General features: G+C 73.1%; 22 protein-coding genes. 11 read left to right on the top strand and 11 right to left on the bottom strand.

The annotated features are described in order from the left end of the window. Positions 1–10 precede the first annotated feature (10 nt). The 4 genes from ACWDBB_RS22130 to ACWDBB_RS22115 all read right to left on the bottom strand — a co-directional run bounded on the left by ACWDBB_RS22130 (position 11) and on the right by ACWDBB_RS22115 (position 4,327). Positions 11–346, bottom strand: coding sequence for a Rieske 2Fe-2S domain-containing protein (locus ACWDBB_RS22130; protein ID WP_392883254.1), 336 nt, complete (start codon positions 344–346; stop codon positions 11–13). After that, on the bottom strand, positions 334–1,755 hold the full coding sequence (locus ACWDBB_RS22125; protein WP_449791245.1) for an iron-containing redox enzyme family protein: 1,422 nt from the start codon (positions 1,753–1,755) through the stop codon (positions 334–336). Before ACWDBB_RS22125 ends, ACWDBB_RS22130 begins: the two co-directional genes overlap by 13 nt. 115 nt (positions 1,756–1,870) lie before the next feature. Beyond that, positions 1,871–2,908 (bottom strand): methyltransferase domain-containing protein, encoded by a 1,038-nt coding sequence (locus tag ACWDBB_RS22120; protein WP_449791244.1) that lies wholly within the window; start codon positions 2,906–2,908, stop codon positions 1,871–1,873. A 291-nt stretch (positions 2,909–3,199) separates the two neighbouring features. Further along, positions 3,200–4,327: an IS701 family transposase gene (locus tag ACWDBB_RS22115; RefSeq protein WP_449791243.1), complete on the bottom strand. Its 1,128-nt coding sequence runs from the start codon at positions 4,325–4,327 to the stop codon at positions 3,200–3,202. 335 nt (positions 4,328–4,662) lie between these two features. On the opposite strand from ACWDBB_RS22115, the gene ACWDBB_RS22110 reads away from it, so the two are divergent. The 4 genes from ACWDBB_RS22110 to ACWDBB_RS22095 all read left to right on the top strand — a co-directional run bounded on the left by ACWDBB_RS22110 (position 4,663) and on the right by ACWDBB_RS22095 (position 9,783). Next, a complete protein-coding gene (locus ACWDBB_RS22110) occupies positions 4,663–6,138 on the top strand; it encodes an amidase (protein WP_449791242.1) in 1,476 nt (491 codons plus the stop codon). A gap of 136 nt (positions 6,139–6,274) precedes the next feature. Continuing rightward, entirely contained in the window at positions 6,275–7,789 is a 1,515-nt protein-coding gene (locus tag ACWDBB_RS22105; protein ID WP_449791241.1) for an MFS transporter, read from the top strand. A gap of 50 nt (positions 7,790–7,839) precedes the next feature. Further along, a complete protein-coding gene (locus tag ACWDBB_RS22100) occupies positions 7,840–8,505 on the top strand; it encodes an HAD family hydrolase (RefSeq protein ID WP_449791240.1) in 666 nt (221 codons plus the stop codon). A gap of 75 nt (positions 8,506–8,580) precedes the next feature. Then, complete coding sequence (locus tag ACWDBB_RS22095) at positions 8,581–9,783, top strand: glycosyltransferase (protein WP_449791239.1); 1,203 nt, start codon at positions 8,581–8,583, stop codon at positions 9,781–9,783. Positions 9,784–9,884: 101 nt separating this feature from the next. Here the strand turns inward: ACWDBB_RS22095 and ACWDBB_RS22090 are convergent, their stop codons facing one another. Continuing rightward, positions 9,885–11,363, bottom strand: coding sequence for a purine-cytosine permease family protein (locus ACWDBB_RS22090; protein WP_449791238.1), 1,479 nt, complete (start codon positions 11,361–11,363; stop codon positions 9,885–9,887). Between the two features lie 209 nt (positions 11,364–11,572). Next, a complete protein-coding gene (locus ACWDBB_RS22085; RefSeq protein ID WP_449791237.1) occupies positions 11,573–13,096 on the bottom strand; it encodes a S8 family serine peptidase in 1,524 nt (507 codons plus the stop codon). Between the two features lie 438 nt (positions 13,097–13,534). On the opposite strand from ACWDBB_RS22085, the gene ACWDBB_RS22080 reads away from it, so the two are divergent. Further along, the gene (locus tag ACWDBB_RS22080; RefSeq protein WP_449791236.1) at positions 13,535–13,855 is read left to right on the top strand and encodes a hypothetical protein; all 321 of its coding nucleotides are present in this window, start codon (positions 13,535–13,537) and stop codon (positions 13,853–13,855) included. A 202-nt stretch (positions 13,856–14,057) separates the two neighbouring features. Here ACWDBB_RS22080 and ACWDBB_RS22075 read toward each other — a convergent pair whose 3' ends face one another. The 3 genes from ACWDBB_RS22075 to ACWDBB_RS22065 all read right to left on the bottom strand — a co-directional run bounded on the left by ACWDBB_RS22075 (position 14,058) and on the right by ACWDBB_RS22065 (position 16,390). Next, the gene (locus ACWDBB_RS22075; RefSeq protein ID WP_449791235.1) at positions 14,058–14,555 is read right to left on the bottom strand and encodes a phosphoribosyltransferase; all 498 of its coding nucleotides are present in this window, start codon (positions 14,553–14,555) and stop codon (positions 14,058–14,060) included. A gap of 129 nt (positions 14,556–14,684) precedes the next feature. Continuing rightward, positions 14,685–15,380 carry an alpha/beta fold hydrolase gene (locus ACWDBB_RS22070; protein WP_449791234.1) on the bottom strand — a complete coding sequence of 232 codons (696 nt, stop codon included), beginning with the start codon at positions 15,378–15,380 and terminating at the stop codon, positions 14,685–14,687. A gap of 245 nt (positions 15,381–15,625) precedes the next feature. Continuing rightward, positions 15,626–16,390: a sporulation protein gene (locus ACWDBB_RS22065; protein WP_449791233.1), complete on the bottom strand. Its 765-nt coding sequence runs from the start codon at positions 16,388–16,390 to the stop codon at positions 15,626–15,628. A gap of 351 nt (positions 16,391–16,741) precedes the next feature. On the opposite strand from ACWDBB_RS22065, the gene ACWDBB_RS22060 reads away from it, so the two are divergent. From ACWDBB_RS22060 to ACWDBB_RS22045, 4 genes are all read left to right on the top strand, one after another. Next, entirely contained in the window at positions 16,742–17,077 is a 336-nt protein-coding gene (locus tag ACWDBB_RS22060; RefSeq protein ID WP_449791232.1) for a helix-turn-helix domain-containing protein, read from the top strand. Between the two features lie 7 nt (positions 17,078–17,084). Continuing rightward, positions 17,085–19,262, top strand: a complete 2,178-nt coding sequence (locus ACWDBB_RS22055; RefSeq protein ID WP_449791231.1) for a hypothetical protein — start codon at positions 17,085–17,087, stop codon at positions 19,260–19,262. Beyond that, entirely contained in the window at positions 19,259–19,966 is a 708-nt protein-coding gene (locus tag ACWDBB_RS22050; RefSeq protein WP_449791230.1) for a helix-turn-helix domain containing protein, read from the top strand. Before ACWDBB_RS22055 ends, ACWDBB_RS22050 begins: the two co-directional genes overlap by 4 nt. Positions 19,967–20,038: 72 nt before the next feature. After that, complete coding sequence (locus tag ACWDBB_RS22045) at positions 20,039–22,408, top strand: Helicase associated domain protein (RefSeq protein ID WP_449791229.1); 2,370 nt, start codon at positions 20,039–20,041, stop codon at positions 22,406–22,408. A 210-nt stretch (positions 22,409–22,618) separates the two neighbouring features. Here the strand turns inward: ACWDBB_RS22045 and ACWDBB_RS22040 are convergent, their stop codons facing one another. Then, positions 22,619–22,999 (bottom strand): hypothetical protein, encoded by a 381-nt coding sequence (locus ACWDBB_RS22040; protein WP_449791228.1) that lies wholly within the window; start codon positions 22,997–22,999, stop codon positions 22,619–22,621. Between the two features lie 253 nt (positions 23,000–23,252). Between ACWDBB_RS22040 and ACWDBB_RS22035 the strand changes: the two genes are divergently transcribed. Both ACWDBB_RS22035 and ACWDBB_RS22030 read left to right on the top strand, forming a co-directional pair. Further along, positions 23,253–23,843 (top strand): TetR/AcrR family transcriptional regulator, encoded by a 591-nt coding sequence (locus ACWDBB_RS22035; RefSeq protein ID WP_449791227.1) that lies wholly within the window; start codon positions 23,253–23,255, stop codon positions 23,841–23,843. Between the two features lie 26 nt (positions 23,844–23,869). Further along, positions 23,870–24,235, top strand: coding sequence for a VOC family protein (locus ACWDBB_RS22030; protein WP_449791226.1), 366 nt, complete (start codon positions 23,870–23,872; stop codon positions 24,233–24,235). A 166-nt stretch (positions 24,236–24,401) separates the two neighbouring features. On the opposite strand, the gene ACWDBB_RS22025 is transcribed toward ACWDBB_RS22030, so the two are convergent. Continuing rightward, a complete protein-coding gene (locus tag ACWDBB_RS22025) occupies positions 24,402–26,030 on the bottom strand; it encodes a thiopeptide-type bacteriocin biosynthesis protein (RefSeq protein WP_449791225.1) in 1,629 nt (542 codons plus the stop codon). Between the last annotated feature and the right edge of the window lie 35 nt (positions 26,031–26,065).

The following is a 26,065-nucleotide window of genomic DNA, read 5'->3' as shown; positions in this document are numbered from 1 at the left end:
CGGGGGCGGTTCAGGCTCCGGCGGCGAGGGCCGGGGACAGCGGAAGGTGACAGAGTTCGGCGGCGGCGTCCGCCGGTCCGGGTAGCACCGCGGTGACGGTGTCGCCGGAGCGGACGGCCGGCACCTGGCGGCGCAGCCGACTGAGCGAGGAGCCCCGCTCGTGCCACGGGCACACCAGCCGCCGTCCGGTGGGGTCGGGGGTGCCCAGGTTCAGCGGGCCGCCCCGGTGCGGGCAGGAGGCGGGCAGCACCGATCCGCCCGCCTCGGTGCGGATGTACACGTAGGGCAGGCCGGCGACGCGGGCGCAGTTGTCCGCGCCGCCGGCCTTGAACGTCACGACAGGCATGCGCGGTAGTCCCCGACGGAGAAGATCTGGTAGACGCACTCCTCGGACTCGATGATCGCGCCGTGCAGGCGGTTGCGCTGGATCACGGTGCCCTCGCCGGCCTCCAGGATCCGGTAGGAGTTGAAGCCGCTGACGAAGCGCATCGTGCCGCTGACGATGTGGCAGAGCTCGTCGCCCTCGTGGCTGTGGGTGTTGGACAGCTCGCCGAAGGGCTCGACGATGTCCGCGACCGGCGGGTTGATCCGGCCTTCGGTGATGGCCGCGTAGACGGGCTCGTGCAGGTCCTTGTAGCGGTCCGCGTCGTCCATCCAGGCGATCTGGGTGGCGAAGTCGTCGTCGGCGATGGCGCTCAGCAGGCGGAACTCCTCGATGCCGCGCACGATTTCGGGGATGATCTGCTCGCCGTGGCGCTCGACGAGGGGCTTGACCAGCTTCTCCAGCGCCATCCGGCCGTGGTGCTGGTCGATGTGGACGTGCTCGGAGAAGTAGCGGGCGTCCGCGGTGCCCTCGAACACGTCGGCGAGCAGGTTCTCCGCGCGGCGGCAGAAGTCCACCAGGGTGCTCTCGGTGTAGAACAGCGCGCCGACGTAGCGGAAGAAGTGCTCGTGGTTCTTTCCGAGGTAGTGGAAGTAGTTGTTCAGGGCGAGGCTGGAGACCAGGTAGTACTGCCAGTATCGGTGTACGTCGGAGCCGAGTCCGACGGATTCCAGGGTGGCCTCGAAAAGGGTGCTGTGCTTGGTGTCGTGAACGCCGTAGCCGTATTCGTCGATGAGGATCTTGAACCATTCCGACTGCTCGGCGCCGTAATATCCGAGGACGTTCCGGGCCATCGGCGAGGCCTCGGACAGGAAGTCCGGGGCGAACTGGATCAGCCACATCCTGGCCGCGCGCTTCGGGTCGGAGGAATCGCGGACGGCCTTCTCAGCGGGGGAGGCCTCGCCCTGGGCGTGGACGTCGAGGTCCTCCAGGTAGGCGAGCAGGCTCTCGGTGGTCCAGTCGCCGCTGACCTCCACCTCCTGGTCGAGGAAGCCGAAGGCGAAGCGTTCCAGCGCGGGGCGGATCAGCTCGCCGCGGGCCCGGTTGCCGGGGCTGTAGTAGTGGCGCAGGTCCTCCGCCTGGTCGCCGAGGCCGGCCTTGGGGAAGAACACCAGGTCGGCCTCGTAGATGCTGGTCAGCAGGCGCTGGGCGGCGAGGCTGCTGTACTCCAGGATCCGGTCGCGGCTCGCCACCCGGTCGAAGTCCAGGTAGGGCAGCACCTGCGGGCGCAGCTGGCGGCGGTAGGGGCGGTCGGAGTTCTCCCACTCCTCGTTGTCCTTGTAGAGCGGATTGGCGGCGTAGGCCAGGACCGCCTCGCGCAGCGCGTCGCCGTGCAGCTCGAACGGTTCGTAGGGGACGGGTGTGTGCGACATGTCTGGTCTGCCTTCCGCGGGTGGTGTGGGGGCGGGCCGGGCGGGGGCGTGCACGGGTGCGGGGGAGCGTGGGTGCGGTGGAGCGCCAGGCGGGGGAGCGCGGTGGGTGGGTGGGTCAGGCGAGGAAGAGGCGGGTGTCGCTCCAGGCGAGGTCGAGCTCCAGCGTGGAGCTGGCCTGCGCCTCGACGGGGTGGGCCAGCGGCAGCAGCGCCTGCATCCAGTGCGAGCCGACGTTGTCGGGCGAGTTGCGCAGGGTCACGCCGCCGCCGAGTTCCAGCTCGAACCAGGCGACCAGGGCGTGCACGGTGCCCGACTCGCGCACCGGGAGGGCGAGTTTGCCGCCGCCGGGGCCGAGCGGGTCCGCGGCGAAGTCGAAGGAGGCCAGTTCGACCGTCTCCGACAGGACGCGGTGGGGCCAGGTGTGCAGCCGGATCGGGAAGTGCCCCGGGGTGGCGAAGGCGTTCAGCCGGGACACGTCGAAGCCGCCGGCCCGGTTCACCCGGTTCAGGTTCACCGCGTTCTCGCTCTGCACCAGCGCCCCCAGCAGGCGGGCCCGCTCGGGGAGCATCACCCCGTCCGGGGCGAGCAGTTCGCGGCGCGCGTGCCGGATCGAGGGCAGGATGCCCTCGCCGATCAGGCCGCAGTCCACGATCTCGGAGATCACCGCGTCGACCCGGCGCGGCAGTTCCCGGCCGACCGCCAGCTCGTCGGAGCGGCAGGCGAGCACGGTCACCCGGTCGGCGAAGCCCTCGTCGGCCAGGACCTGCCGGGCCACCTCAGCCATCAGCGGGTTCGCCTCGCAGCTGTAGACGTGGGCGGCGCCGGCCCGGACGGCCATCATGGCCAGCAGGCCGGTGCCCGCGCCGATGTCCAGCACGGTGCCGTCCTGCGGGACGATCCGCTCCAGGGCGGTGGCCAGCGCGTCGTTGCGCTCGTGGTCGTTGAGCATGGCGAAGTGCCAGCGCGGCACCGCCTCCCGGGCGAACTCCCGGAACTCGGGGAACTCCGGGGACAGGGCGTCGGGGGAGGCCAGCAGCCGGGCCGTGGCCTCCGCGATCCGGTTCAGCTCCTGGGCCCGGGCACGCAGGCCCGCCAGGGCCAGCCGGACCTCTCCCTCAGCCGTCTGGCTGGTGACACTCGTCAAATGGGGCATGTCGTTCCGCAGGCTCCCCGGTAGGAATGGCTTATCGAAACACGGTGCATGCACGGATGAACGGCAACACGGATGAACGGACGGTGCGGGCCGACGGGAAACGCCCGTTTCCTCGGCGAATTCACGGGGGAGTTCGCCGGGGCTCCGTGGCGTCCGAGCGGAATTGCGCTCCCGGCATCGGATGTGTTCTGCTGACGGAAAACGAGGGCGGGCCCGCGATTTCTTGCGTGCGCACATCGCCCTCGGCCGAAACGATTAGAACACCACCTGAGTCGGAGCGGCAAGCAGGTGCTAAAAGGAGCGGTACTTGCGCTTCCGGTCGGCCCTTTCGGGCTGGTGGGCCGTCACCGCCTCCAGGTGCAGGACCGCCGCCGTCATCGCCAGCGTGGTGTGCCGGTACCAGGCCACCCAGGTGCGCACCTGGTGGCTGCTCAACCCGGCCCGGGTGTCGGCCTCGTGGACCGCCCGGGCGGCCGCCGCGCCCGCCGCCGCCATCGCCCGTGCGGCGGGGACGTCCGGCGCCGTGGTCGGCGCGTGCAGCAGGAAGCGCGAGGTGTGCCCGGACGGCAGTCGGCGGGCCAGCAGGGTCAGCCGGAAACCCGGTGCCGGATGGCCGTACACCGGGCCCAGGGTGCGGCCCAGCAGTTGCCAGGCCTCCTCCCTGCCCGGCTCCGAGCGCACCGCCGAGGCGTCCGACTCGCTCTGCGGATAACGGAGTTGGGGAAGCTCGACGCAGAACGGCAGCCGCCGCCGGCACAGCCACTGGCGCAGCTGCGGATCGGCGAAGTCCGGGCCGCCGAACACCCAGCCGATCGGCATCGCCGCCGCCAGGGCGCGTTCCAGCATCTCCTGGCCGAGGTCGGCCATGCTGCGCGGGTTCACCCGTTCCGGCGGCACGCCGGCCCGGGCGCAGCGCGCGGGGTCGGCGGTCCACTGCGAGGGCAGGTACAGCTCGCGGTCGATCACCGCGGCCCGGTTGCGCGACACGTAGCACAGCAGCGCCGCGGCCTGGATGTTGCGGTCCCGGTTGGCGGCCCGCGCCCCGGCCGGGGCGACCGCGACCGCGCCGGTGCCCGCCCGGGCCGTCTCGTGCCGGCTCAGCACCGCGCACGGGCCCGACGCCCCGAGCAGCGGCACCACGTGCGCGCGGATGCTGTCGCGCAGCCGGTCGGCGTCCCACACCGTGCGGGTGAGCAGCCGCTGGGTGCTCCAGGCGCTGTCGGCGCCGGACCGGGCGGCGATCTGCGCGGCGCTGCCCCGGCCGGGGGAGGCCAGCAGCGCGTGGACGTACGCCAGCGCCCGGTCCCGTGCCTCGGCCCGGGTGAAGTGCTCGCCCAGCAGCCGCAGCAGGTCCGGGTACGGGTACGGGGTGGCGGGGCCACCGGGACGGGCGAGGGGGGAACGGGACACGACGGCCATACCGGATCTCCGATAGGTCTAGACCTGTCTATTCCGTGGCGAGACTAGCCGAGCATCGGGCGCGGGGTAAGTGGTTGATCGTGTACCCGACACCGGGGTACACGCGCGCGACGGCCCGCCGGCCCCACCGAACCCACCCGCCCCGCACCCCGCACCGCCGCCCCCGCACCCCGCACCGCCGACTCGCACCGCCGCCCCCGCACCCCGCACCGCCGACTCGCACCGCCGCCCCCGCACCCCGCCGCGGACGCCGTGCAACCCGGACGCCCGGCCCGGTGTTCCCCCTCACGCCCGGCTCCTGGAGCCCAACCGACGAACCCCGTGCGAGGCGTGAGATGACCGAAAGCACCGAACTGAGCGCCACCCGACTCGCCGAGGCGATCCGCCGACGGGAGATCTCCCCGGTCGAGGCGGTCCAGGCGGCACTGGAACGGATCGAGAAGACCAACCCCGCCGTCAACGCCTTCGTGACCGTCTGCGGCGAACGCGCCCTCGAACAAGCCGCCGCCGCCGAACGCGCCGTCACCTCCGGCGCCGAACTCGGCCCCCTGCACGGCGTCCCCATCGGCGTGAAGGACCTCGACCCCGTCGCCGGCGTCCGCATGGCCCGCGGCTCCCTGGTCTTCGCCGAGGACGTCCCGCAGGAGACCATCCTCTGCGTCGAACGCCTCGAACAGGCCGGCGCGATCGTCGTCGGCAAGACCAACACCCCCGAGTTCGGCTTCAAGGCCACCACCGACAGCGCCCTGTTCGGCCCCGCCTCCACACCCTTCAACCGCGCCATGAACGCCGGCGGCTCCTCCGGCGGCAGCGCCGCCGCCGTCGCCTCCGGCATGGTCCCGCTCGCCCAGGGCTCCGACGCCGGCGGCTCGCTGCGCGTACCCGCCGCCTTCTGCGGCGTCTTCACCCTGATGCCCACCTTCGGCCGGGTCGCCGTCCCCGCCAAGCCCAACGCCTTCCGCCGCTACAACCCGATGGTCTGCTACGCCACCCTCGCCCGCACCGTCGCCGACGCCGCCCTCGGCGTCGACCTGATGTCCGGCGAGCACCCGTACGACCCGTACTCCTACCCCGCCCCCGACAAGCTCGTCGACGCCCTCCACGGCGACCTCACCGGCCTCACCGTCGCCTACAGCCCCGACCTCGGCGGCTACCCCGTCGAACCCGAGGTCGAAGCCCTCGTCCGCGCCGCCCTGCCCGCCCTGCGCGACGCCGGCGCCACCGTCGAGGAGATCGACTTCACCCTGCCGCTGCCGCACGCCGACCTCACCGCCATGTGGCGACGCTACCTGTCCGTCGCCCACGCCGAATCCGCTGCCATCTCCCGCGACAACGGCCTCGACCTGCTCGGCACCTACGCCGGCTCCATCGACCAGGCCTACCTGGACTCCGTACGCGTCGGCGAATCCCTCAGCGCCGTCGACTTCCGCCTCGAAGACCTCGACCGCACCCGCGTCCTCTACGCCTTCGAGAACCTCTTCGACCGCTACGACCTGATCGTCAGCCCCGTCAACGCCGTCACCGGCATCCCCAACTCCGCCGGCCGCGACACCGTCGGCCCCGACACCGTCCAAGGGCAGCGCGTCGACCCGTTCGTCGGCTGGTCCCTCACCAGCCCGTTCAACCTGATCGCCAGCCCCGCCGCCTCCGTCCCCGTCGGCCGCGCCCGCAACGGCGTCCCCGTCGGCCTGCAACTCGCCGCCCGCCGCCGCAACGACGCCCTCGTCATCCGCGCCGCCGCCGCCCTGGAAGACCGCCTCCCCTGGGCCGCCACCTACCAGGACCTCGACCTGGACGCCACCACCGCCTGACCCGAGGCCACCACCCCCGCCACCACCGGCCGGACCGGACGCAACCCGACCGGCCCGGCCGGTGTTCCACCACCAGGACCACCCCCCGGCCGACGAACCGGCCCACCCGCCGGGGGAGCGACGAAGGGGAGACACCGTGCAAGCCACCACCCGGCAACCCGCCGGCCGGCGGACCGGACCCAGCGGCACCGCGCTGCTGGTCCTGCTGATCGGACAGTCGATGGCCAACATCGACCTGGCCATCGTCAACCTGGCCGTACCCGCCGTCAGCGCCGACCTCCACGTCAGCGGCTCCGCACTCACCCTGATGGTCACCGCCTACGCGCTGTGCTCCGCCGTCCTCCTCGCCCCCGCCGCCCGACTCGGCGAACGCCTCGGCGTACGCCGCGTCTACCTCTCCGGCCTCGCCCTGTTCACCCTCGCCTCCCTCGCCTGCGGACTCGCCACCAGCGCCCCCGTCCTCATCGCCGGCCGCTGCCTGCAAGGCGCCGCCTGCTCCCTGATGATCTCCCAGGTCCTCATGGGCATCCACCGCTGGTACACCGGCCCCGCCCGCGCCCGCGCCCTCGGCTGGAACGCCGTCACCCTCTCCGGCGGCGCCGCCCTCGGCCAGATCCTCGGCGGCACCATCGTCTCCGCCGACATCCTCGGCACCGGCTGGCGCGCCGTCTTCCTGCTCAACGTGCCCATCGGCGCCCTCATCCTGCTGCTCGGCGTCGTCCTGCTCCCACACGACCGACCCGCCACCACCCCCCGCCGCGGCGACAACGACATCCCCGGCACCCTGCTGCTCGCCGCCGCCTCCCTCACCGTCCTCATCCCGCTCAGCCTCACCCGACCCGCCTGGATCTGGCTCCTGCTGCCCGCCGCCCTCCCGCTCGCCGTCCGACTGGTCCGCACCGAACAGCGCGTCATCGCCCGCGGCGCCACCCCCGCGCTCGACCTGCGCCCCCTGTCCACCCCCACCGTCCGCTGGGCCCTCACCACCTCCTCCGGCTGCACCCTCACCTACATCTCCATGCTCTACCTGCTCTCCCTCCACCTCCAGGACCACCTGCACCTGCCCGCCTGGCAGGCCGGACTCGTCCCGCTCGGCTGGGTCCTCGCCTTCGGCCTCGCCGGTCCCGTCATCGGCCGCGCCCCACACCGCCTCACCCGGCGGCTGCCCTTCATCGGCTGCACCCTGCTCACCACCGCCTACGCCCTCGCCCCCGTCGTCCCCGCCGGCGAGGGCACCGCCATCTGGCCGCTCACCGCCGTCCTGTGCATCGGCGGCTTCGGCCTCGGCCTCACCAACACCTCCGTGCTCAACCTGCTCACCACCGCCGTCCCGCCCCGCCACGCCGCGACACTCAGCGGCACCGTCAACACCCTCTCCACCGTCGTCGGCGTCACCGGCGTCGCCCTCTTCGGCGCCCTCTACCCCTGGCTCAGCCGCAGCACCTGGGCCGGACCCGCCACCGCCTACACCCTCGCCAGCGCCGGACTCGCCCTCATCACCGCGTTCTGCGGCTACGCCGCCCTGCGCGCCGTCGCCGCCGCACCCGACCCGGCCGACACACCCGACACACCGGACCCGCACGACGCAACCGACCCGGCCGCCCCGGTGTTCACCACCGGGGAACGCCCCGGCGCGCCCACCACCGGCTGAACCCCGCACACCACCGCACCACGAACACCCGACCCAGAGGACGACCCGCCATGACCGAACTCCACCACCTCCACGCCAAGGCCGCCCTGTTCGACCTCGACGGCACCCTGGTGGCCACCGAACACCGCAGCCGCGCCGCCTGGACCCGCCTGTTCACCACCCACCACGTGCCGTGCGACGACACCGTCCTCGCCACCTTCGTCGGCCGGCGCGGCAAGGAAGCCCTCGCCGACCACGTCCACCACTTCCCCGGCCACACCGTCGACCAACTCTTCGACGAGGCCTGCGGCTACCTCATGGGCCCCGACAGCCCGCCGCCCTTCGCCGTCCCCGGCGCCGCCGAACTCCTCGCCGACCTCCACACCCGCGGCGTCCCCCTCGCCGTCGTCACCTCCGGGCTGCGCGCCCACGCCACCGAGATGCTCGACCACGTCGGCGGCGCCGACCTCTTCCAGGTCATCGTCACCGCCGAGGACGTCAGCGCCGGCAAGCCCGACCCCCAGGGCTACCTCGCCGCCTGCCGCGCCCTCGGCGTCCACCCCGCCGACGGCCTCGCCTTCGAGGACGCTCCGGCCGGCGTCAGCGCCGCCAAGAGCGCCGGGCTGCGCTGCGTCGCCCTCACCACCACCCACGGCGCGGGCGACTTCACCCACGCCGACCTGGTCGTCCCCGACCTCACCCCGCTGCGCTGGACCCCCACCGCCGACGCCCACTGACCCCACACCGCCCGCCGCCCCGACCACGTCCACCACCACACCAGCCCGACACCGCCGGGGAGACACGACACCGCCATGCCCGCCGCCCGCCCCTTCGCCCCCGACGCCCTCGCAGCCGCGGCCACCAGCAGCCTGATCCTCGTCCACGACCCGCTCTCCCGCGCCGTCGCCCCCGACTACTGGGACTGGTCCGCCGACGCCCACCACGGCGCCGCGCACGCGCTCACCGCCATCGACGACGACCGCGTCCGCACCAGCACCGCCCGCCTCGCCGACGACCCCGCCGACGCCACCGCCGCCGCCCACCTCACCGCCGCCCTCACCGACCTGCTGCGCCGCCCCGAGGGAGCGGATGCGGCACTCGACGCGCTGCGCGCCGCCGCGGCCCGCACCGAGTCGCTGTCCCGACTGATCGTCCAGCCGGGCCCGCCCGCGGCGCCGGCCCCCGCGGCGGCCCCCGACACCGCCGAGCTGCTGGCCGCGCTCGCCCGCAAGCCGCACCGGGCCGCCCACCCCGTCGACGCGGCGGTGGTCATCCCCTTCCGCGCCCCCGACGACGCCACCGGCCGCGTCCGCAACCTGGCCGCCGTCCTCAACGCGCTCGCCGACCAGTCCCACCCGCGCGAGCGCTACCGCGTCGTGGTGGTCGAGAGCGACGAACGCCCGCGCTGGCGCGAGCTGTTCGCCGACGCCTGCGACACCTACCTGTTCGCGCCCGACCCCGGCCGGTTCAACAAGTCCTGGACCGTCAACGTCGGCGTGGTCCACGGTGCCAGGCCGGCCGAGCTGGTCTGCGTCCTGGACGGCGACATCCTCGTCGACCGCGACTTCGTCGCCCGGGCCGTCGAGCGCTTCCAACGGCCCGGCACCCAGGCCCACTGGCCGTTCGAGGACATGCTCTTCCTCGACCCCGCCTCCAGCGCCCGGGCGGTGCGCACCCGATGCCTCGACGCGGCCCCCGACCCCGGCCCGGACCGGCTGCGCGGGGTCCACCTGCGCCGGCCGCCGGGCGGCTGCGTCTGGCTGCGCGAGGACCTCTTCACCCGCATCGGCGGCATGGACGAGCGCTTCTGCGGCTGGGGCGGCGAGGACCAGGACTTCGTGTGGCGCGCCGAACGCTACGGCCCGATGGACCGCCACCGCGACCCCGTCGTGCACCTCCACCATGACCGGGCCGCGCACCGCGGCGACGACGGCACCCCCTTCTACGAGGAGGTCGAACGCGCCGGCTTCTGCAGCTGGCCCTGCGACTCCGACTTCGGCCGCCTCGACCGCTGACCGCCCTGCCGTCCGTCCGCTGCCGGCGGGCCCGGGAACGAACCCGCCCCGCCGGCTCGATCGAGCCGGCGGGGCGGGGGAGTGCGGGTCGCGCCGTGCGGTCAGACGGTGACCCGGTCGGTCCGCTCCGCCGGGGCGTCGGCGCCCTGCCGGCCGGCGGCGGGGGTGTTCTCCCGGGGAGTGGGGAGCACGGCCATGATCACGCCGGAGATCACGATGGTCGCCGCCCAGGCGAGCCCGTACTTGCCGACGAAGGTGCCGGAGAGCGGGCCGGCGAACCAGTCGCACTTGGTGAAGGCGAGGCCGAACAGCAGCGCGACGACCCAGGACACCATCGCCTGCCAGCAGAAGCCGCCCTTGTACCAGTACCGGCTGCCGCTGGTGGTGTCCATCAGCGCGGCGGCGTCGTAGCGCACCGCACGCGAGCGGCGACGGAACATGTCCACCGCGTAGACGCCGATCCAGGCCGAGAAGGAGACGGCGAGCAGGATCAGGAAGGTGATGAAGGAGCCCAGGAAGCTCTTGGCGACCAGCATCAGCAGCAGGCCGCCGACCAGCGAGATCACGGCGTTGATGCTGACGGCCATGGCGCGCGGCAGCTTGACGCCCATGGTCTGGGCGGTGAAGCCGGCCGAGTACATGGACAGGCTGTTGATCAGCAGCATGCCCACGATCGCGGTCAGCAGGTAGGGCACGGCCAGCCAGGTCGGCAGCAGGTCGCCGAGGAAGGAGACCGGGTCGGCGGCGTCGGCCAGGCCGGGGGAGGCCACCGCCATCACGGCGCCCATCAGCACCATCGGCACCATCACCAGGCCGGCGCCGGAGACCGTCACGCCGGCGATCTTGCGGCCGGAGGCGGCGTGCGGCAGGTAGCGGGTGAAGTCCGGGCCGGTGGGCACCCAGCTGATGCCGCCGGCGGCGATGGTCCCGATGCCGGCGATCATCATCGCGGTGGTGCCCGCGGGCTTGGCGAAGACCTCGCTCCAGTGGATGGTCGCGACCAGGTAGCCCAGCACCAGGACGCTGAAGACGCCGAAGAGGTACGTCGACCAGGTGTTGCAGACGTTCAGCGCCTTGCGGCCCATGCCGGAGACCAGGAAGGTGCAGGCGACGAAGGCGAAGAGCGTGATGACGATCAGCGCGGTGTTGCTCTTGACGCCGAAGAGCAGGTCGAGGACGGTCAGCACCGCGTACGCGCCGGTGACGGCGTTGATCGTCTCCCAGCCGAACCGGGCGATCCACAGGATCGCGCCGGGGAACAGGTTCCCGCGCACCCCGAAGGTGGCCCGCGAGAGCGTCGCGCCCGGCGCCCCGCCCCACTTCCCGGAGACCGACAGCACGCCGACCATGCCGAAGGAGGCGAGCGCGGCGCACGCGGCGACGACCAGGACCTGCCAGAAGTTCAACCGGTTGAACACCACCAGGGCCGCACCCATGGTGAGCAGCAGGACGCTGATGTTCGCCGCGACCCAGGTCGGGAAGAGCTCGCGGACTCTGCCCCGGCGCTCGTGGTCCGGAACGGGTTCGATACCGCGGGTCTCTATCGCGCCGTCGACGTCGACGGTGGACAGGTTGTCCATGAGGGTGGCTCCGTGCGTGTGAAGCGGGAGAAGAAAACAGACAAATAGAACATTTATGGAACTCTTCGCGCGTAGCGCGGGAGTTCGGCCATCCTACGTTGTCCAGTTCCCCGACCCCGAAAGCCCCCAGCACACCACCGGATACGGTGCGTGACCGCGAGCGCTCGGCGTACCCGGCCGGGACACCCCGGCCGGGTACCCCCCTACGCCTACTCGACCGCGCGCAGCGCGTCGACGACGCCGAAGCCGTAGAAGCCGTTGACGCGCCCGCCGCCCGCGCAGACGGCGTCCACGACGCCGTCGCCGTTCCAGTCGTACGGGTCGGCCGGGCACCCCGGGTTGGCGGCCTGGGCCTTGAGCAGCGTCTGCAACTGGGCCGGGGTCGCCTGCGGGTGGGCGGACTTCAGCAGCGCGGCCACCCCGGCGACGTGCGGCGTGGCCATGGACGTGCCCTGCTCGTAGCCGTACTGGTTGTTCGGCAGCGTCGACAGGATGCCGCCCGACCCCGACGGCGTGTCCGAGGCCACGTACTGGTCGCCGCCCGGCGCCGCGACGTCGATCACACCGAGGCCGTAGTTGGAGTAGTACGCCTTCGCGCCCTTGGCGCCGGTCGCGCTGACCGTGGCGACGCCCGGCAGCTGTGCGGGCAGGTCCCAGCACCTGTGCGGGTCGACCGTCCGGTTCACGGGGGTGGAGTCATTGGGGCTGCCGGCGTCGGTGAAGCCCCCGGAGGCCAGGTCGTGCCTGGCGTTGCCGGCCCCGGCGACGTTGAGGGTGCCCTTGCGCTGCGCGTAGAGCTGGGCGCGGTCGACCGCGTCGACGACGGCCTTCTGGTCGGGGTCGTCCAGGCAGTTGTACTGCCACGGGTCCACGTAGTAGCTGTTGTTGGTGATCTGCACACCGTGGTCGGCGGCGAACACGAAGGCGCAGACGACGCTCTCGGCGTAGATCAGCTGGCGCCCGGTGGGCTGGGAGACCGTGATGCCGGAGACCTTCACGCCGGGTGCCACGCCCGCGACGCCGACGCCGTTGCGGGCCGCGGCGATCGTGCCCGCCACGTGCGTGCCGTGGAAGTACTCCGGGTCCGCCGGCCGCCAGGAGCCGTACGTGGTGTCGGCCCTGCCGCTGGCGCAGTTCGCGGACTGCGCGGGGGAGAAGTTCGCGGCGAGGTCGGGGTGGGTGTCGTCGACGCCGGTGTCGATCACCGCGACCGTGACGTCCCGGCTGCCGGGGTTGACCTTCGCGGCCCTGTCCGCGCCGATCGCCCGCAGGTCCCACTGCTCGGCCTCGAGGGGCTCGCCGCCGTCGGACGCCTTCGCGATCCTCGCGGCCTCGGCCTCGGAGAGGCGGCGCACCGCGCCCTCCTCGGTCGTGCCCACCACGCTCAGCGCCGCGGTCCTGGTGGCCCCCGCCGACTCCACTCCGCGCACCGCGCGCATCCGCTTGCCGAAGTCGGGCTCCGCCGAGTGGGCGACGATCACGCCGATCGCGTCGTACGTGACGACGATGCTGCCGCCGGCCGCGGTGACGGCCCGCCGCACCTGCGCGATCGTGTGCCGGTCGGTCCCGGTGTTGACGACGTACGCCAGGGCGGGCGCGTCCCCGGCCCGCGCGGCGGAGGGTATTCGGGACGTCGCCGAGGCCGACGCGGGGAGGAACCCGAGCGAGGCGGTCAGCGACAGCACGACCGGTACGGCCAGGCCGAGCCGGGGCAGGGAACGTCGTCGAGCCATGTGGTCTCCACATCATCCGGGGGCAGGGCCCAGCCTCGTCCACCGACGCCTGCCGCGACTATCCGAAAAGTCCCCCGCGCCGGCGCACCGAAACGGCTTGCCCTCCACCCGCCCGTCACCCGTCTCCTCGGACCTTCCGGCCCCGGAGGCCGTGGATTCGCCCTGGCCCACGGCGCAGCGCGATGTCCTGCGCGACACGATCGCCCTGGACGGCTACGCGCCTTGCGCCACCGAGGAGTTGGAGTGCCGCCGGGGTGAGTGCCGAGGGGCCCGAACACCACCGACCTCCCCGGAACGCCGTGGTTCGGCCTGGTCCGAATCACGTTGAGCCCGGCCGGGGGCGCGGCGAACCTGATTGCGCGACGCACCCGGGAGCCATGTCTCGCGGAGAACCGACTTCCGAGGCTCCAGGGCGCGGACCGCGTCGAAAGGAACACCATGCGAGCAACGAAGTCCCGGATCCTCGCGGGCTCGGCCGCCCTCGTGCTGGCAGGTCTGGGCGGTGCCGTGCCGGCCCAGGCCGCTTCGGCGCCGCTGGCCGCCGGGGGTACGGCGCCGGCCTGCATCGACCGCAGCGGTGTCACGAACATGGCCGGCGGTGGGATCGCGGGCTATGTGTACAACAACTGCGGCAGGACGATGAACGTCAGGATCATCGTCAACTACTGGCGGGACACCTCGTGCCAGTCGATCCCGAACAGGCAGAGCCGGTACTTCCACACCGTCGGCGGGACCTACGACCGGACCGCGGTCTGCTGAGAAGCGGATGACGGCCGGCCCGAACAGCGGTTGGCACCGGCCGGGGCACGGCAACGTGCCCCGGCCACCCGACCGCCGCCCGGCAGGCCACCCGTCGCCGCCGCGCCCGAAGTCCCTTCGGCGACCGGCCCGTTCACATCACGGTGCCGCCCGGCCCGAGGGCGGCGGTCATGCCGCGTGCTCCCGCGCCCGCCGCCTCCGGTCAGGCGTCGAGCACCTGCCCGGCGCGCCTGACGACCGGTCCCTCCGTCGACCACGGGAACTCGATCCAGTCGTCGGTCCTCTTCCACACGTACTCGCACTTCACGAGGGAGTGCGACTTCTCGTAGATGACGGCGGACCGGACCTCGGCGACATGGTCGAGGCAGAAGTCGTGCACCAGCCTCAATGTCTTGCCGGTGTCGGCGACATCGTCGGTGATCAGGACCTTCTTGTCGGTGAAGTCGATCGCGGCGGGAACGGGCGCCAGCATGACGGGCATTTCGAGAGTCGTGCCCACGCCCGTGTAGAACTCGACGTTCACCAGGTGGATGTTCTTGCAGTCCAGCGCGTAGGCGAGACCGCCCGCCACGAACACCCCGCCGCGGGCGATGCTCAGGACGAGGTCGGGCTCGTAGCCGTCGTCGGCGATCGTCTGCGCGAGTTCGCGCACCGCCCGTCCGAAGGTCTGGTAATCCAAGGTCTCGCGCACATCAGTCACGGCGACCAGTGTCCTGGGCTGCCGCCCGGGCGGCGAGCACCGGCACGCCCAGGGCCGGAAGTGTGGCGTTTCCCACGCCGGCCGCCCCGTCGGTCAGGACCCTCGGCTCCCGGACCCCTCCGCCACCGGTCACCCCCCGGAGGCCGCGATCCGACCCAACAGGGCGGCGAGTCGCCGGGGCATCGAGAGGAACGGCGAGTGGCCGCTCGCCAGCCGATGGACGGTGCCGGCCCGGGTGGTGAGCTCGTGCTGCCGGGCCGGGGCGAGCGCCTGGTCGTGCTCGCAGACGACGTAGCTGGAGGGTACGGTGCGCCACCCCGCCGTGGTCACCGGCTCGGTGAGGGAACGGATGCTCTGCGGCCGCAGCCGGGCCACGGCCCGCTCCGCCTCGGCTTCGGGAACGTCGGCGAACAGAATGCGCCGCGCGTCCGGGTAGGGCGGGGCCTGGCCGCCGCCGTCGTCCGGCACGGGCGTGCCGAGAAAGGTGAACATGCTCTCGCCCACGTCCAGTTGGAACCCCGCCACGTACACCACCCGAACCACGTCGGCGGCATCCGCTACGGCCTCCGTCGCGGGCACCCCACCGTAGGAGTGGGCGACCACCACCACCGGTCCGCCGATGCGCCGCAGGCCGTCCCGGATGGCCTGCGCGTCATCCAGCATGCCGACCGACCGGCCGGCCGGGGAGTTGGCACTGGGCAGGTCGACGGCGTGCGACCGCCAACCGTCGCCCTCGAGCGCCTCGCGCACCGGGTCCCAGCACCAAGCCCCGTGCCAGGCCCCGTGAACCAGCAGGAAAGCCGGCCGGTCGGCGTCAACTCCCATGTGCAGCACCTCCGTTGCCCATCGATCATGTCCAGCGCTCCCGACGATACCTCCGGGACCGCGCCGATCGCGGGAACGGGCTGCCGCACAGCCGCCTTGCCGACCGATGACCGACGACCAACGACCGACGACCGATGACCGATGACCCGGTCCAACCGGACACCGGGTCCCCGCCGAGCCCACGGCGGCCGCACTGTCGGTCGGATCAGCCGTGTCCGTGAAGGCACCGCAGGCGCGGCGTGCGGTCAGTGGCCCAGCACGCCGCGGATCCAGCCGTCCACGGTGCCCGTCAGGTCGTGCTGCCCGGCCGCATGGTCCAGCACGAACGTGCGCACCGAGTCGCCGCCACGGAACATGCCGCGCTTGTCGAACTCCAGCACCACCTCGACCCGGTGCGGGTCGGTGACGAAGGACAGCTCGATCTCGTTGCAACGCCGGGCGAACTGCGGCGCCGCCTTGTACTCGATCTCCTGGTAGAACGGCAGCGTCTGGCCCGTGCCGTGGATCCGGCCGGCTTCCAGATCGGCCCGCTGGAAGTGGAAACCGAGCGCCGCCAGCGCCTCCAGCACCCGTTGCTGCACCGGCAGCGGCTGCACCGCGAGCGGATCGGTGTCCCCGCGGTCCAGCTGGCCGGCGATGTCCACGTCGGTGCGGACCCCGAGCACCATGCCCGCCAGGTGGTGGCCCCCGATCGCGGTCAGCGGCGTCTCCCACGGCACGGGCAGGGCGAACGGGACGGCCCGCTGCTCCTCGGCGGCCAGCCGCAGCGGGCCGCAGACCTGCGCCCGGGCGAACTCCTTGACGGTGTGGCTCTCGCCGTCCTCGTGCTCGACCTCGACCCGGGCGGCCAGGCAGAGCGTGATGCCGTTGATGTCGGCGTCCCGGCTGCCGCCGACCAGGTTGACCTGGCCGTGTACGGTGCCGCCGGGATGGACGGCCGGGGTGGACAGCACTGTGTCGACGGTGGGTCCACCGACGCCCAGGGCACCGAGAAGCCGCTTGAACACCATCCGAGGACACTCCTCACAGAACCGGGGGACCGAGCGCACCGATCCTACTTTGCCTGCGCTTTGCCACCGACCGGCCGCATCCGAGAGCACCTCGGCCTCCGCGAAGACCGGGTCATCGGCAGCAGGCATGGCCTCATCCCGCTCCGCCGGCGGACTCCTGTCCGGCGAACCGGTCACCGGATGGTGACGCCCCGTCATGCCCACGGAATCCGAGGGCGTACGCGACGTGCAGGCGCCGCGGCCCCAGCGCGCCCGGCGAAGTCCATGAGGTCATTGTGTTACCAACATGCGGCGAAAAGTGATGCGTATCAAGAGGTGATCTATGCTGCCTGTCTCGTCAGGAGGTGTGTGATGTCCGAGATCTACGCGGCAGTGGACGCGCTGCTGGCCAAGGCCCGGGACGGCGGCGACCTGCCGGAACCGGCCGAGCGGGAACGGCTGCGCAAGGCCGCCGGCCTGACCCAGATCGAGGTCGCCGAGGCCTTGAAGACCCGGCGCGAGACGTTCGCCAAGTGGGAGAACGGCGCCGCTCAGCCACGGGCCCCCAAGCGCGGTGCCTACGCCTTCCTGCTCGCGGGCCTGGCCGACATCCACGGCACCCGGGGCCCGGACGGCTGGCTCACTCTCGCCCGACAGGCCCGCCCCCTCGACACCGGCACCAGCACCGACGCCACGGAAGGGAAGTGACACCCTGATGGACCGCAAGACGTACACCGCGAAGGTCGCCGAGCTGCGCCCGCTGCGCGAGGAGATCGGCAAGGCCGAGAAGACGGTCGCGGCCGCGCAGGCCGCGCTCGACAAGCTCAACTTGCAGCGCGCCCGCCGGATCACCGAACTCGCGGGGTACGAGGGCGCGAAGGCCGATGCCATCGCGAAGGCCTCGGGCCTGTCGGTCGGCGACGTCGTGCGGATCGCCCCGCTGCTGGACCCGACCCCGGCCGCCGTCCGCGCCGCCAAGGCCGAGGACCAGGCCGCCGCCGCCGCTGCGCCCGCGCCCGCGCCGGTGGCCGAGTCCGCGCCGGTGCCGGTCGCCGAGCCCAGCGTCGCCGTGGCTCCGGCGCTGACCCGCCCGGCCGTCGTCGTCGAGCAGGCCACCCCGGCCGCGCCCGTCGCCGCTGCGTCGGCCGTCCCGACAGCTCCGGTCGCTGCCGTGCCGCGTCCGGTGGTCGAGGCCGGTCCGCGCGAGCTGCCCACCCTTCCCGAGGGTCCGGCCGGCGCACGGTTCGAAGCGGTGACGACCGGCCTGCTCTCCAAGCGCCCGAACTTCGTCCAGCAGGCCCGCTCCACGGTGTTCCTGGACGCCGCGACCGGCGACCTCGCGGTGCGCGACCGCGTGGTCCGCCTCGACCTCGGCGCCCGCACCCCGGGCGAGATCCTGGACGCCGTCCTCGCCACCGCGCCCGGCACCGAGCGGATCTACATCACCGCCGGCGCCCCCTGGCACGACGGCGCCGAGCGGTACAGCACGCTCAAGGACGCCGTCGCCGCCTGGCTGAACACCCCGTCGCAGCGGTGGACGACCGCCGTCGGCTCCGGCCGGGACAAGCTGGCCGGACACTTCGTCCACCAGCGCCAGCCGGTCGGCCGCTACGCCCCCGCGAGCGCGCCGGACAGCGGGACGACCGAGATCCGGAGCATGGGGGAGTGGTTCGACCCGGACGGCGCCGACGTCGTCACCTGCCGCCAGGCGTTCGCGCTGCTGTGGCAGGCGCTGCGCCGCCACTGGGACGACGCCGTGTTGATGGGCTCCCCGTCGCAGACCGGCCGGGACCTGTGGTCGCGCACCATCCCCACCACCGGGAAGTGGGCGGGCGGCTACCCGGTCCTCAGCGAGGAACTCCGGGGCCTCCTGCACGCGACCGGCGGCCAGGGCCGCACCGAGCTGATCCTTCCCCCGCGCGTGCCGGAGCAGCTGCCCGCGCTGGTGGAGTACGACCGCACCTTCGCCTACGCCAAGCACCTGTGGAAGTCCCCGGTCGGCACCCCACGCCGCATCACCGCGGCCGCGTTCGCGGCGATGACCGGGCAGGAGCAGACCAAGGCCCTGATGTCCTGCTCGCACTGGAACGTACGCGTGACCGTCCCGGACGGGTGGAAGCACGTCGGCCTGCTCCCCGCCCCGGTCACCGGTGACCGCGCCTGGATCTACCCGTCCGAGCCCGGCGCGACGTTCACCACGTGGGCGGGCGGGGCCGAGATCCACCTCGCGCTGTCCAACCACATCGCGCCGTGGCGGATCGAGATCCTCGGCGGCCTGCTCTTCGAGGACGGAAAGCCCCTGGACGAGTGGGGCAAACGGCTGAAGGCGGCCTGGGCGGACCTGACCAACCTCTCGAAGCTGCACGCGGACGAGCGGCAGCGGCAGGCCGCCTACCTCGCCTCCCGCGCCGTCCGGTCGGTGCTGCTGTTCGGCCTGGGCGGCTTCGCCCAGCGCCCGCGCCTGGTCTCCGGCACCACCCCGGTCGGCGAGGCGCTCCCGGCCGGGGTCGAGATCCTCGGCCAGGACGACCAGGTGGTGACCTGGCAGCGGCAGGCCGGCTTCTCCCGCGACCCGTACGCGCACCCGGAGTGGGCGGCGTACGTCTGGTCGGGAGCGCGGGCGGCGCTGCTGGACATGAAGTACCGCCAGGGCAAGGACATCATCGCCCACGCCGGCGCCCTCCACGCGAAGCCCGGCACGGTCGTGTACTTCGGCACCGACGGCATCGCCCTGACCGAGCGCCAGCCCTGGCCCTACCGGGGCGAGCCCGGCGACTACCTCCTCAAGGGCCACCTCACCGGCCCCATCGAGCACCCGACCAGCCAGGAGCAGTACCTCTCGCTGCGCGGCCTCGGCCGCGCCGAACTCGCGCAGACGGGGGCTGACCAGTGAGCCCGGCCGACCCGGACAACCCCAACGAGGCCGCGAGGCTGACCCAGGAGCTGATCGACCACGGCTACACCAAGCGCCAGGTTGCCAAGATGCTCGGCCGCGACGCCTCCCTCGTCTCCCAGTTCTTCACCAAGGGCAAGGGCGCGGCGTTCGTGAACGCGCTGCGCCAGGTCGTGCGCGCGGTGCGCGGCGGCGAACGCGACACCGAGACACTCGGCGCCGTCGCCCAGGAGAACATGGAGCGGCGCCGCACCAAGACCGGACAGAAGGCCCGGGTGCGCGGTAAGGACGTCGTGGGCGAGGCGGGCGGCAGCATGGCCGGCCGCGCCGGGAAGCAGGCCATCAAGTCCGGCGCCTCCCACCTCGCGCCCGTGGTCCACGCCACCGGCCAGGCCGGCGGCCGCCTCGCCTTCACCGTCCGGATGAAAGCCGACCAGTACGTCTACAGCGCGGGCTCGGAGAAGGACTCCGGCGGCATCCGCCGCGGCTTCATCCCCCGCTCCGACGGCACCGAGGAACGCACCTACGGCTCCGCCTCCACCGGCGGGTTCGACGCCGCCGAATGGTCCCAGCGGGTCGCCGACCACCACGGCGACGTCACCGAGGCCATGAAGGAGTGGCTGGTGGAGACCGGCCGCGCGGTCGAGGACGCCGACATCGCCTACCTGGAAGTCCGCGGCTGGATCCCCGAGGACCAGCAGTAGGTCCGGCCGGCCCCTCCCACAGCCCCGCCCGCCCCGCCGAGCCGCCTCAGCATCCGAAGGAGAAGCACCGCCGTGGAGACCACCACCGCCACCGCCGAGCAGAACGTGCCGGCCGCTCCGCGCGCCCAGCCCGAGCCGCCGCTCCCGGCCCGGCCGCTCGGCACCGCCGTGAACCCGCTGCCGCTGCACTGGTTCCAGAAGGACGCGGTCGCGGCCGCGGTGCGCGAGGTGAAGGACGGCGGCCGCGCCACCGTCATCGCGGCGACCGGCTCCGGCAAGACCCTCATCGCGGCCGGCTGTGCCCGGCGCCTGGCCGCTCGGGGCCGGGTGCTGGTGCTGGTGCCGACGATCGAGCTGCTGGAGCAGACCGCCGAAGCCTGGTCCCTGCGCGGCGGGCGCCGGGGCCTGGCGGTGGCGGCCTGCTCGCGGGAGGAGGCGCTGGAGAGCGCGGAGGCCGGCGGCCGCGTCCACGCCCAGGTGACCACGCAGGCCGCCCGGATCGCCGACCTGGTCGCCGCCGAGAAGGCCGGCGAGCCGGTCACCGTGTACGCGACCTACGCCAGCCTGGAGCGCATCGTCCAGGCCCACCGCGACTTCGGCCTCCCAGCCTGGGACCTGGTCGTCATCGACGAGGCCCACCGCACCGCCGGGGCGGAGGGCAAGGCCTGGGCGGCCGTCCACGACGACGCCCAGGTCCCCGCCGCGCGCCGGCTGTACTTCACCGCCACGCCCAGGATCGCGGACGACCGGCGCGCGAAGGACGGCCTGGCCGACCTCGCCGACACCGACGGAGAGGGCGTGGAGAAGCTGCCCGCGCTCTGCTCCATGGACGACGAGACGATCTACGGCAGAACCGTCTTCACCTGGACCCTCGGCCAGGGCATCGAACACGGCTACCTCGCCGACTACCGCGTCCTTGTGCCCGTCGTCACCGACGAAGAGCTGCGCGAACTCCTCAACCTCCCGGCCGTCGCCGACCTCCGCTCCCAGCGCACCAACGAGGAACTCCTGCGCCTGGCCCTGCAGATCGCGGTGCTGCGCGCCGTCGCCGACCTCGGCCTGCGCCGCGTCATCACCTTCCACTCCCGGGTAACCGCGGCGCGGGAGTTCGCGAACACCCTGCTGGACGCTTCCCAGCTGCTGGAGGACAAGGACCGTCCGGAGCGGATCTGGGCGAAGGCGGTGGCCGGCACCGACCGGCTCAAGGACCGCCGCGCCGCGTTCGCCGAGTTCAAGGCCCACACCGGCGAGGACGGCGAGGAGTGCGGGATCCTCTGCAACGCTCGGCTCCTGTCGGAAGGAATCGACGTCCGAGCCGTGGACGCGGTGTGCTTCGCGGACCCGAAGTCCTCGGTCATCGACATCGTCCAGGCCGTCGGCCGGGCGCTGCGCCAGTCCTACCGCCAGGGCAAGGTGTCCTGGGTCGTCATCCCGGTGTACCTCCCGACGCCGGAGGTCGGCGACGACACGGCGGCCGCCGACCCGGCCGAGGTCCACGACGCCGGAGAGGCCGTGAAGGCCGAGGCCGACGCCGAGATCGAGGCCGGCTCCTTCCGCACCATCTGGCGCGTCCTGCGCGCCCTGGCGGCCCACGACGCCCGGGTGGTCGGCCGGATCACCGAGCTGCGCGCCCACCGGACCCAGCCGGCCCTGCTCGCCACCACGGCCTCGCCGGAAGAGGAGGGCGCGGCCGCCGAGGCCGGAGAGGCCAGCCAGGGGGAGCCGCCGGCGGTGGCGGAGTCGCCAGTGGGCTGGCTGCGGATCGATGCCCGCCGCCACGCGGCGCGGATCCTGCAGACGGTGAAGCTGCGGGCGTTCAACCCGCGCGCGGTCGAGTGGCAGCGCATGCACGCGGTCGCCGCCGTGTTCCACCTCCAGCACGGCCACCTCGACCCGACCGACAAGACGAAGCACGCCGAGCTGATCTCCTGGCTCACCCGCCAGCGCCACCTCCACGGCCAGGGCCTCCTCGACCCGGCCCGCGTCAACGAGCTGGACGCGCTCGGCATGATCTGGTCGAAGAACGCCAACGCCTGGGAACGCGGCTACGCCTACGCCGCCGCGTTCCACCACCAGCACGGCCACCTCGCGATCCCCACCACGGCGAAGCTGGACGACTACGCCGTGGGCGCGTGGATGCGCCGCCAGCGCAAGGCCGCGGGCCTCACCACGGCCCAGGTCGCCAAGCTCGACGCCCTCGACGAGCTGTGGCGCCTGGAACCGGACTGGAACCGCTCCTACCGCCGCCTACTCGCCTACCTCGCCGCCGGCGGCACCCTCACCGGCCCCGTCAACCGCACCGGCGGCGAAGCCGACCCGACGTTCCGGCCCGGCACCTGGCTGCGCAAGCAGGACAAGGCCCGCACCGACGGCAAGCTGACCGAGCAGCAGAGCGCACTCCTGGACGCGCTCACCCGGCACGCCGAGACCGTCACCGGCTGAACCGACCGCACCGGCACCACCCGCTTCCGATCCCGGAGGCCACCACGGGATGACCGACGCCAACGGGGAAGGTCACATGGCTCACTCCGCGACGAACCTGCCAAGCGCCGTTCAGGGGGCACCGCTACCTGCTGCCCGCGGGGACACCCACCGGACCGCGGCCCAGGCCGTCACGGACCTCGCCGAGGCTGTTCCCGAGGCACCGGCCGGTCAGCGGCCGCTATCTGACTGGCCGGGTTCCTGCGGGTCCACACCCGTGCGGGCCTTCTGTGAATAGCCGCCGGCCGGACGCCCGGACGGGCCCTTGGTCCCGTGGTCGCGCCGGTGCTCCGAGGGGCCCTGCTCCTCACCGCGCGGGCCTGCGCTCTGCACGGCCTGCCCGGGCACCCCCTGCTCCTCCTCCTTCGAGGGCTCGCGCCCCTCACCGGGCTCCGGAGCGTACTTCTCGGGATGGAAGGAGCGGTGCGCGCTGTCGTTGCGCTGCTGCTCCTGCGCGTCGATGTCGCCGGACCAGCCGTGCTGCTCGCCGTCGAAGCGACTGGCCTGGCCCTCGTCCATGGACGTGTGCCGGGCGGGTTTGCTGGAAGTCATCACCGGTCTCCTTCCACATGTGGTTGCTGTCGGTTGGGCGTCTGTCCGGCTTCCGGCGTCTGACACCCGGATCAGGCCGCCGCCGACGCGACCACGGCCGGCGCGAGCGGGATCGACCGGGGGCCGGGCGGCTACACCGGCATGAGGACACGCTGATTCACGCCGCGCTTCCCGAACCACTTGACCGGAGTGAGCGCTCACTCCGATACTTGCGTCCATGCCAACAACACCCAGTCGGCGAAGAGCACCGGCGATGTCCCCCGGCAGCCGCCGGGAAATGATCGTCCGGGCAGCGCTTCCCCTCGTGATCGAGCACGGCAGCGCGGTGACGACACGCCAGATCGCTCGGGCCGCAGGCATCGGGGAGGGCACCATCTTCCGTGTCTTCGCGGACAAGGACGAACTCCTGGAGACGTGCGTGTCCGAGGCGCTGAGCCCGGCCCACGCCCTGGCCGAACTCGCCCTGGTGTCCATGGACCAGCCGCTCGCCGACCGGCTGACCGAGGCCGCCTCCGCGCTGCACGCCCACCTGGACCGGGTCGGCGCGGTGGTCGGGGCCCTTCATGCGGCGGGCAGGCGGGGACGAAGCGACCCATCTGGAAGCGCAGAGGCCCCGCCTGATCGTGCGGCCGGTTCCCTGCCCGTACAAGAGGCGCTGGCCGAACTCTTCGAGCCCGAGCGGGAGTCGCTGCGGTTGTCTCCCGAGCAGGCAGCGTTGATCTTCCTGGGTCTCCTGTTCGTCGGGGTCGGCGGGCCGCCCGCAGGGGGCGAGCCGGCGGATCCGGCGCTGCGCGTGGGTGTGCGTGACCTCGTTGACGTCTTCCTGAACGGCGTTCTGTCCTAGCCAGTCGAGATCTCAAGAGGCGGAGCATGTCCATCACGCTGAACCACACCATCGTCCCAGCCGTCGACAATGAGGCGGCAGCGCGCTTCTTCGCCTCCATCATGGGACTGGACTACCGAGGCGCTGATCGGCATTTCGCGCCGGTGCAGATCAACGAGTCCCTGACGCTGGACTTCATGTCCGTCGAGAATCCGGTGGGCCACCACCTGGCCTTCGACGTGGATCCGTCGACCTTCGACGGGATCCTCGCCCGGCTCCGCGCTGCCGGGGTGCCCTACGGCAACGACCCCAGTGAGCCCGACAACGGCCGGATCGACCACCCGTTGTGTGCACGGGGCCTGTACTTCGCCGATGAGGCCGCGAACCTCTACGAGGTCATGTCGCCCAGGTAGCCGTCACCCGGCAACTGCGATCGCACATCGGCATGTGGTGCCAACTGTTCTCAGCCATCGGCGGCTTGTCGGCGGTCATGGCTGGCCTGGGCTCGGGGCCTGGTGGCGGCGTCGCCCCGGTGCGGCCCGGGCGGCGCCCGACGGCGACGCCGCGCCCGAGAGCGCGTCAGGCCGTCGCCGGGCGGCCCAGCGGCAGCAGGTACTGGATCGGCTCGTCCAGGTCGTCGAGGCCGAGGAGTTCGTGGGCGAGGTCGTCGTAGAGGCCGCCGAGGGGGGTGGTGCCGAGGCCGAAGGCGGCGGCGGTGAGGAGGAGGTTCTGGGCCAGGTGCCCGGTCTCGACGAGCCCGAGGCGCAGCGCACGCAGGCCGTAGCGGCGGCGCAGGTGGGCGAGGTCCAGGTGCAGGGCGAGGACGGCGGGGGCCTCGTCGACGGCGATGTGCTGCGGGTCCGAGTCGGGGAGGGTGAGGTAGTAGGACAGCGCTCGGAGCTGGTCCGGATCGGGCGCCGGGCCGATCGGGCGCAGGGAGCGCAGCGCCGGCACGCACTGGTAGGTGCCGGAGGGCAGGCCGTCGACGGCGAGGGCGACCAGCCGGACCCGGGCGGCGTGCATGGCGCCCGCGCTGGGGTAGGGGCGGTGGCCCGAGCCGCCGTCCGGCGCGTACGCGGACCAGAGCAGGCCGCCCAGTTGACCGGCGGTGAGCGGACCGGTCAGCCGGCCCCGCGTGGAGCGGCGCGTGCGCAGCGCGTCGGCGAGGGTGACGGCCGGCAGCGGGTCGGCGGACAGGGGCAGGTCGCCGGGCCACGGCCGCGGGGGCTCGGCGGGCGGCACGTCCGGCAGCGCGGTGTCCTCGGGGCGTCCGACCTGGAACTTGCTGTCCTCCAGGTACTGGAGGTCCGGGGCGCGCCGGTCGTCGGGGAAGAAGGTGAAGGGCCGGTCGGTCTCCAGGAGCGTTCGGCCGGCGAGCCGGCAGACGGCCCGCTCCTCGTCGGGCCCGATCCCCAGGCGGTTGAACAGCATGTGCAGCTGTGAGGCCCACACCCAGCGCAGCCGCTCCTCGGCCCCGTCCGGCGCGGTGGCTCGCATCCGGGCGTCGGCGTCGGCGACGGCGGCCGACCAGTCGGTGAGCCAGGACGTGGCCGTCCCGGCGTCGAGTGCCTTCCGCAGGGCCCCGGCCCGGTGCGCGAGGGCCTGCCGCTGCCGGGCGAACACCGCGTTCACCTTGCTGTGCACCGCGAGCCCGGGCAGCGGCCGGAAGTCCGTCACCCAGCGCCAGGAGGCGGAGTGGCGCCGCAGCCAGCGGGCGGCGGCCAACTCGTCGAGTCCCAGGGCGTGGGCGGTGGTGTGCGCCAGGTCCAGGGCGAGGGGCAGCCGGGCGCCGGGGGAGGCGTCGAGGGAGCGCAGGGCGTGGACGGCCGTGCGGGTGGAGCGGGTGAAGAGTTCCTCGGCGATCGGCAGCAGCGCGGGACCGCCGTAGCGTTCGGTCTCGGGTTCGTACGGGACGGCGGTGACCTCCCCGTGGCGGGCCGTCCACGGGCCGTCGGGCGGAGTGTGCAGGGACGCGAGCCGGGTGAGCTCGCCGGCCAGGGCGCCGGGGTGCGTGTGCGCCCCCCGGAAGCGCACGCGCAGGTGCGGCCCGCCCTCGCCGTAGCGGATGAAGAACCAGTCCTCGCCCGCGAGTTCGTCCATCAGCGGCGCGAGGTCCGCCGTGACGAAGGCGTCGGTCCCGTGTGCGGGCAGTGGCAGGGTGAGGTGCAGGCTGTGCCAGGGGGCGGCCGGTGGCTGTCGGGTCGTCATCGCGTCCTTCCCGGACGGCAGGGGGAGTGGGGAGT

It is taken from the genome of Kitasatospora sp. NPDC001095 (genome assembly GCF_053598615.1).
Note: the sequence above shows the minus strand (reverse complement) of the source record. Positions and strands in the feature narration are given on the sequence as shown.

Coding starts and splice junctions, on each gene's coding strand:
- ACWDBB_RS22130 (WP_392883254.1), bottom strand. CDS start 346: ATGCCTGTCGTGACGTTCAAGGCCGGCGGCGCGGACAACTGCGCCCGC.
- ACWDBB_RS22125 (WP_449791245.1), bottom strand. CDS start 1,755: ATGTCGCACACACCCGTCCCCTACGAACCGTTCGAGCTGCACGGCGAC.
- ACWDBB_RS22120 (WP_449791244.1), bottom strand. CDS start 2,908: ATGCCCCATTTGACGAGTGTCACCAGCCAGACGGCTGAGGGAGAGGTC.
- ACWDBB_RS22115 (WP_449791243.1), bottom strand. CDS start 4,327: ATGGCCGTCGTGTCCCGTTCCCCCCTCGCCCGTCCCGGTGGCCCCGCC.
- ACWDBB_RS22110 (WP_449791242.1), top strand. CDS start 4,663: ATGACCGAAAGCACCGAACTGAGCGCCACCCGACTCGCCGAGGCGATC.
- ACWDBB_RS22100 (WP_449791240.1), top strand. CDS start 7,840: ATGACCGAACTCCACCACCTCCACGCCAAGGCCGCCCTGTTCGACCTC.
- ACWDBB_RS22095 (WP_449791239.1), top strand. CDS start 8,581: ATGCCCGCCGCCCGCCCCTTCGCCCCCGACGCCCTCGCAGCCGCGGCC.
- ACWDBB_RS22090 (WP_449791238.1), bottom strand. CDS start 11,363: ATGGACAACCTGTCCACCGTCGACGTCGACGGCGCGATAGAGACCCGC.
- ACWDBB_RS22085 (WP_449791237.1), bottom strand. CDS start 13,096: ATGGCTCGACGACGTTCCCTGCCCCGGCTCGGCCTGGCCGTACCGGTC.
- ACWDBB_RS22080 (WP_449791236.1), top strand. CDS start 13,535: ATGCGAGCAACGAAGTCCCGGATCCTCGCGGGCTCGGCCGCCCTCGTG.
- ACWDBB_RS22070 (WP_449791234.1), bottom strand. CDS start 15,380: ATGGGAGTTGACGCCGACCGGCCGGCTTTCCTGCTGGTTCACGGGGCC.
- ACWDBB_RS22065 (WP_449791233.1), bottom strand. CDS start 16,390: ATGGTGTTCAAGCGGCTTCTCGGTGCCCTGGGCGTCGGTGGACCCACC.
- ACWDBB_RS22060 (WP_449791232.1), top strand. CDS start 16,742: ATGTCCGAGATCTACGCGGCAGTGGACGCGCTGCTGGCCAAGGCCCGG.
- ACWDBB_RS22055 (WP_449791231.1), top strand. CDS start 17,085: ATGGACCGCAAGACGTACACCGCGAAGGTCGCCGAGCTGCGCCCGCTG.
- ACWDBB_RS22040 (WP_449791228.1), bottom strand. CDS start 22,999: ATGACTTCCAGCAAACCCGCCCGGCACACGTCCATGGACGAGGGCCAG.
- ACWDBB_RS22035 (WP_449791227.1), top strand. CDS start 23,253: ATGTCCCCCGGCAGCCGCCGGGAAATGATCGTCCGGGCAGCGCTTCCC.
- ACWDBB_RS22030 (WP_449791226.1), top strand. CDS start 23,870: ATGTCCATCACGCTGAACCACACCATCGTCCCAGCCGTCGACAATGAG.
- ACWDBB_RS22025 (WP_449791225.1), bottom strand. CDS start 26,030: ATGACGACCCGACAGCCACCGGCCGCCCCCTGGCACAGCCTGCACCTC.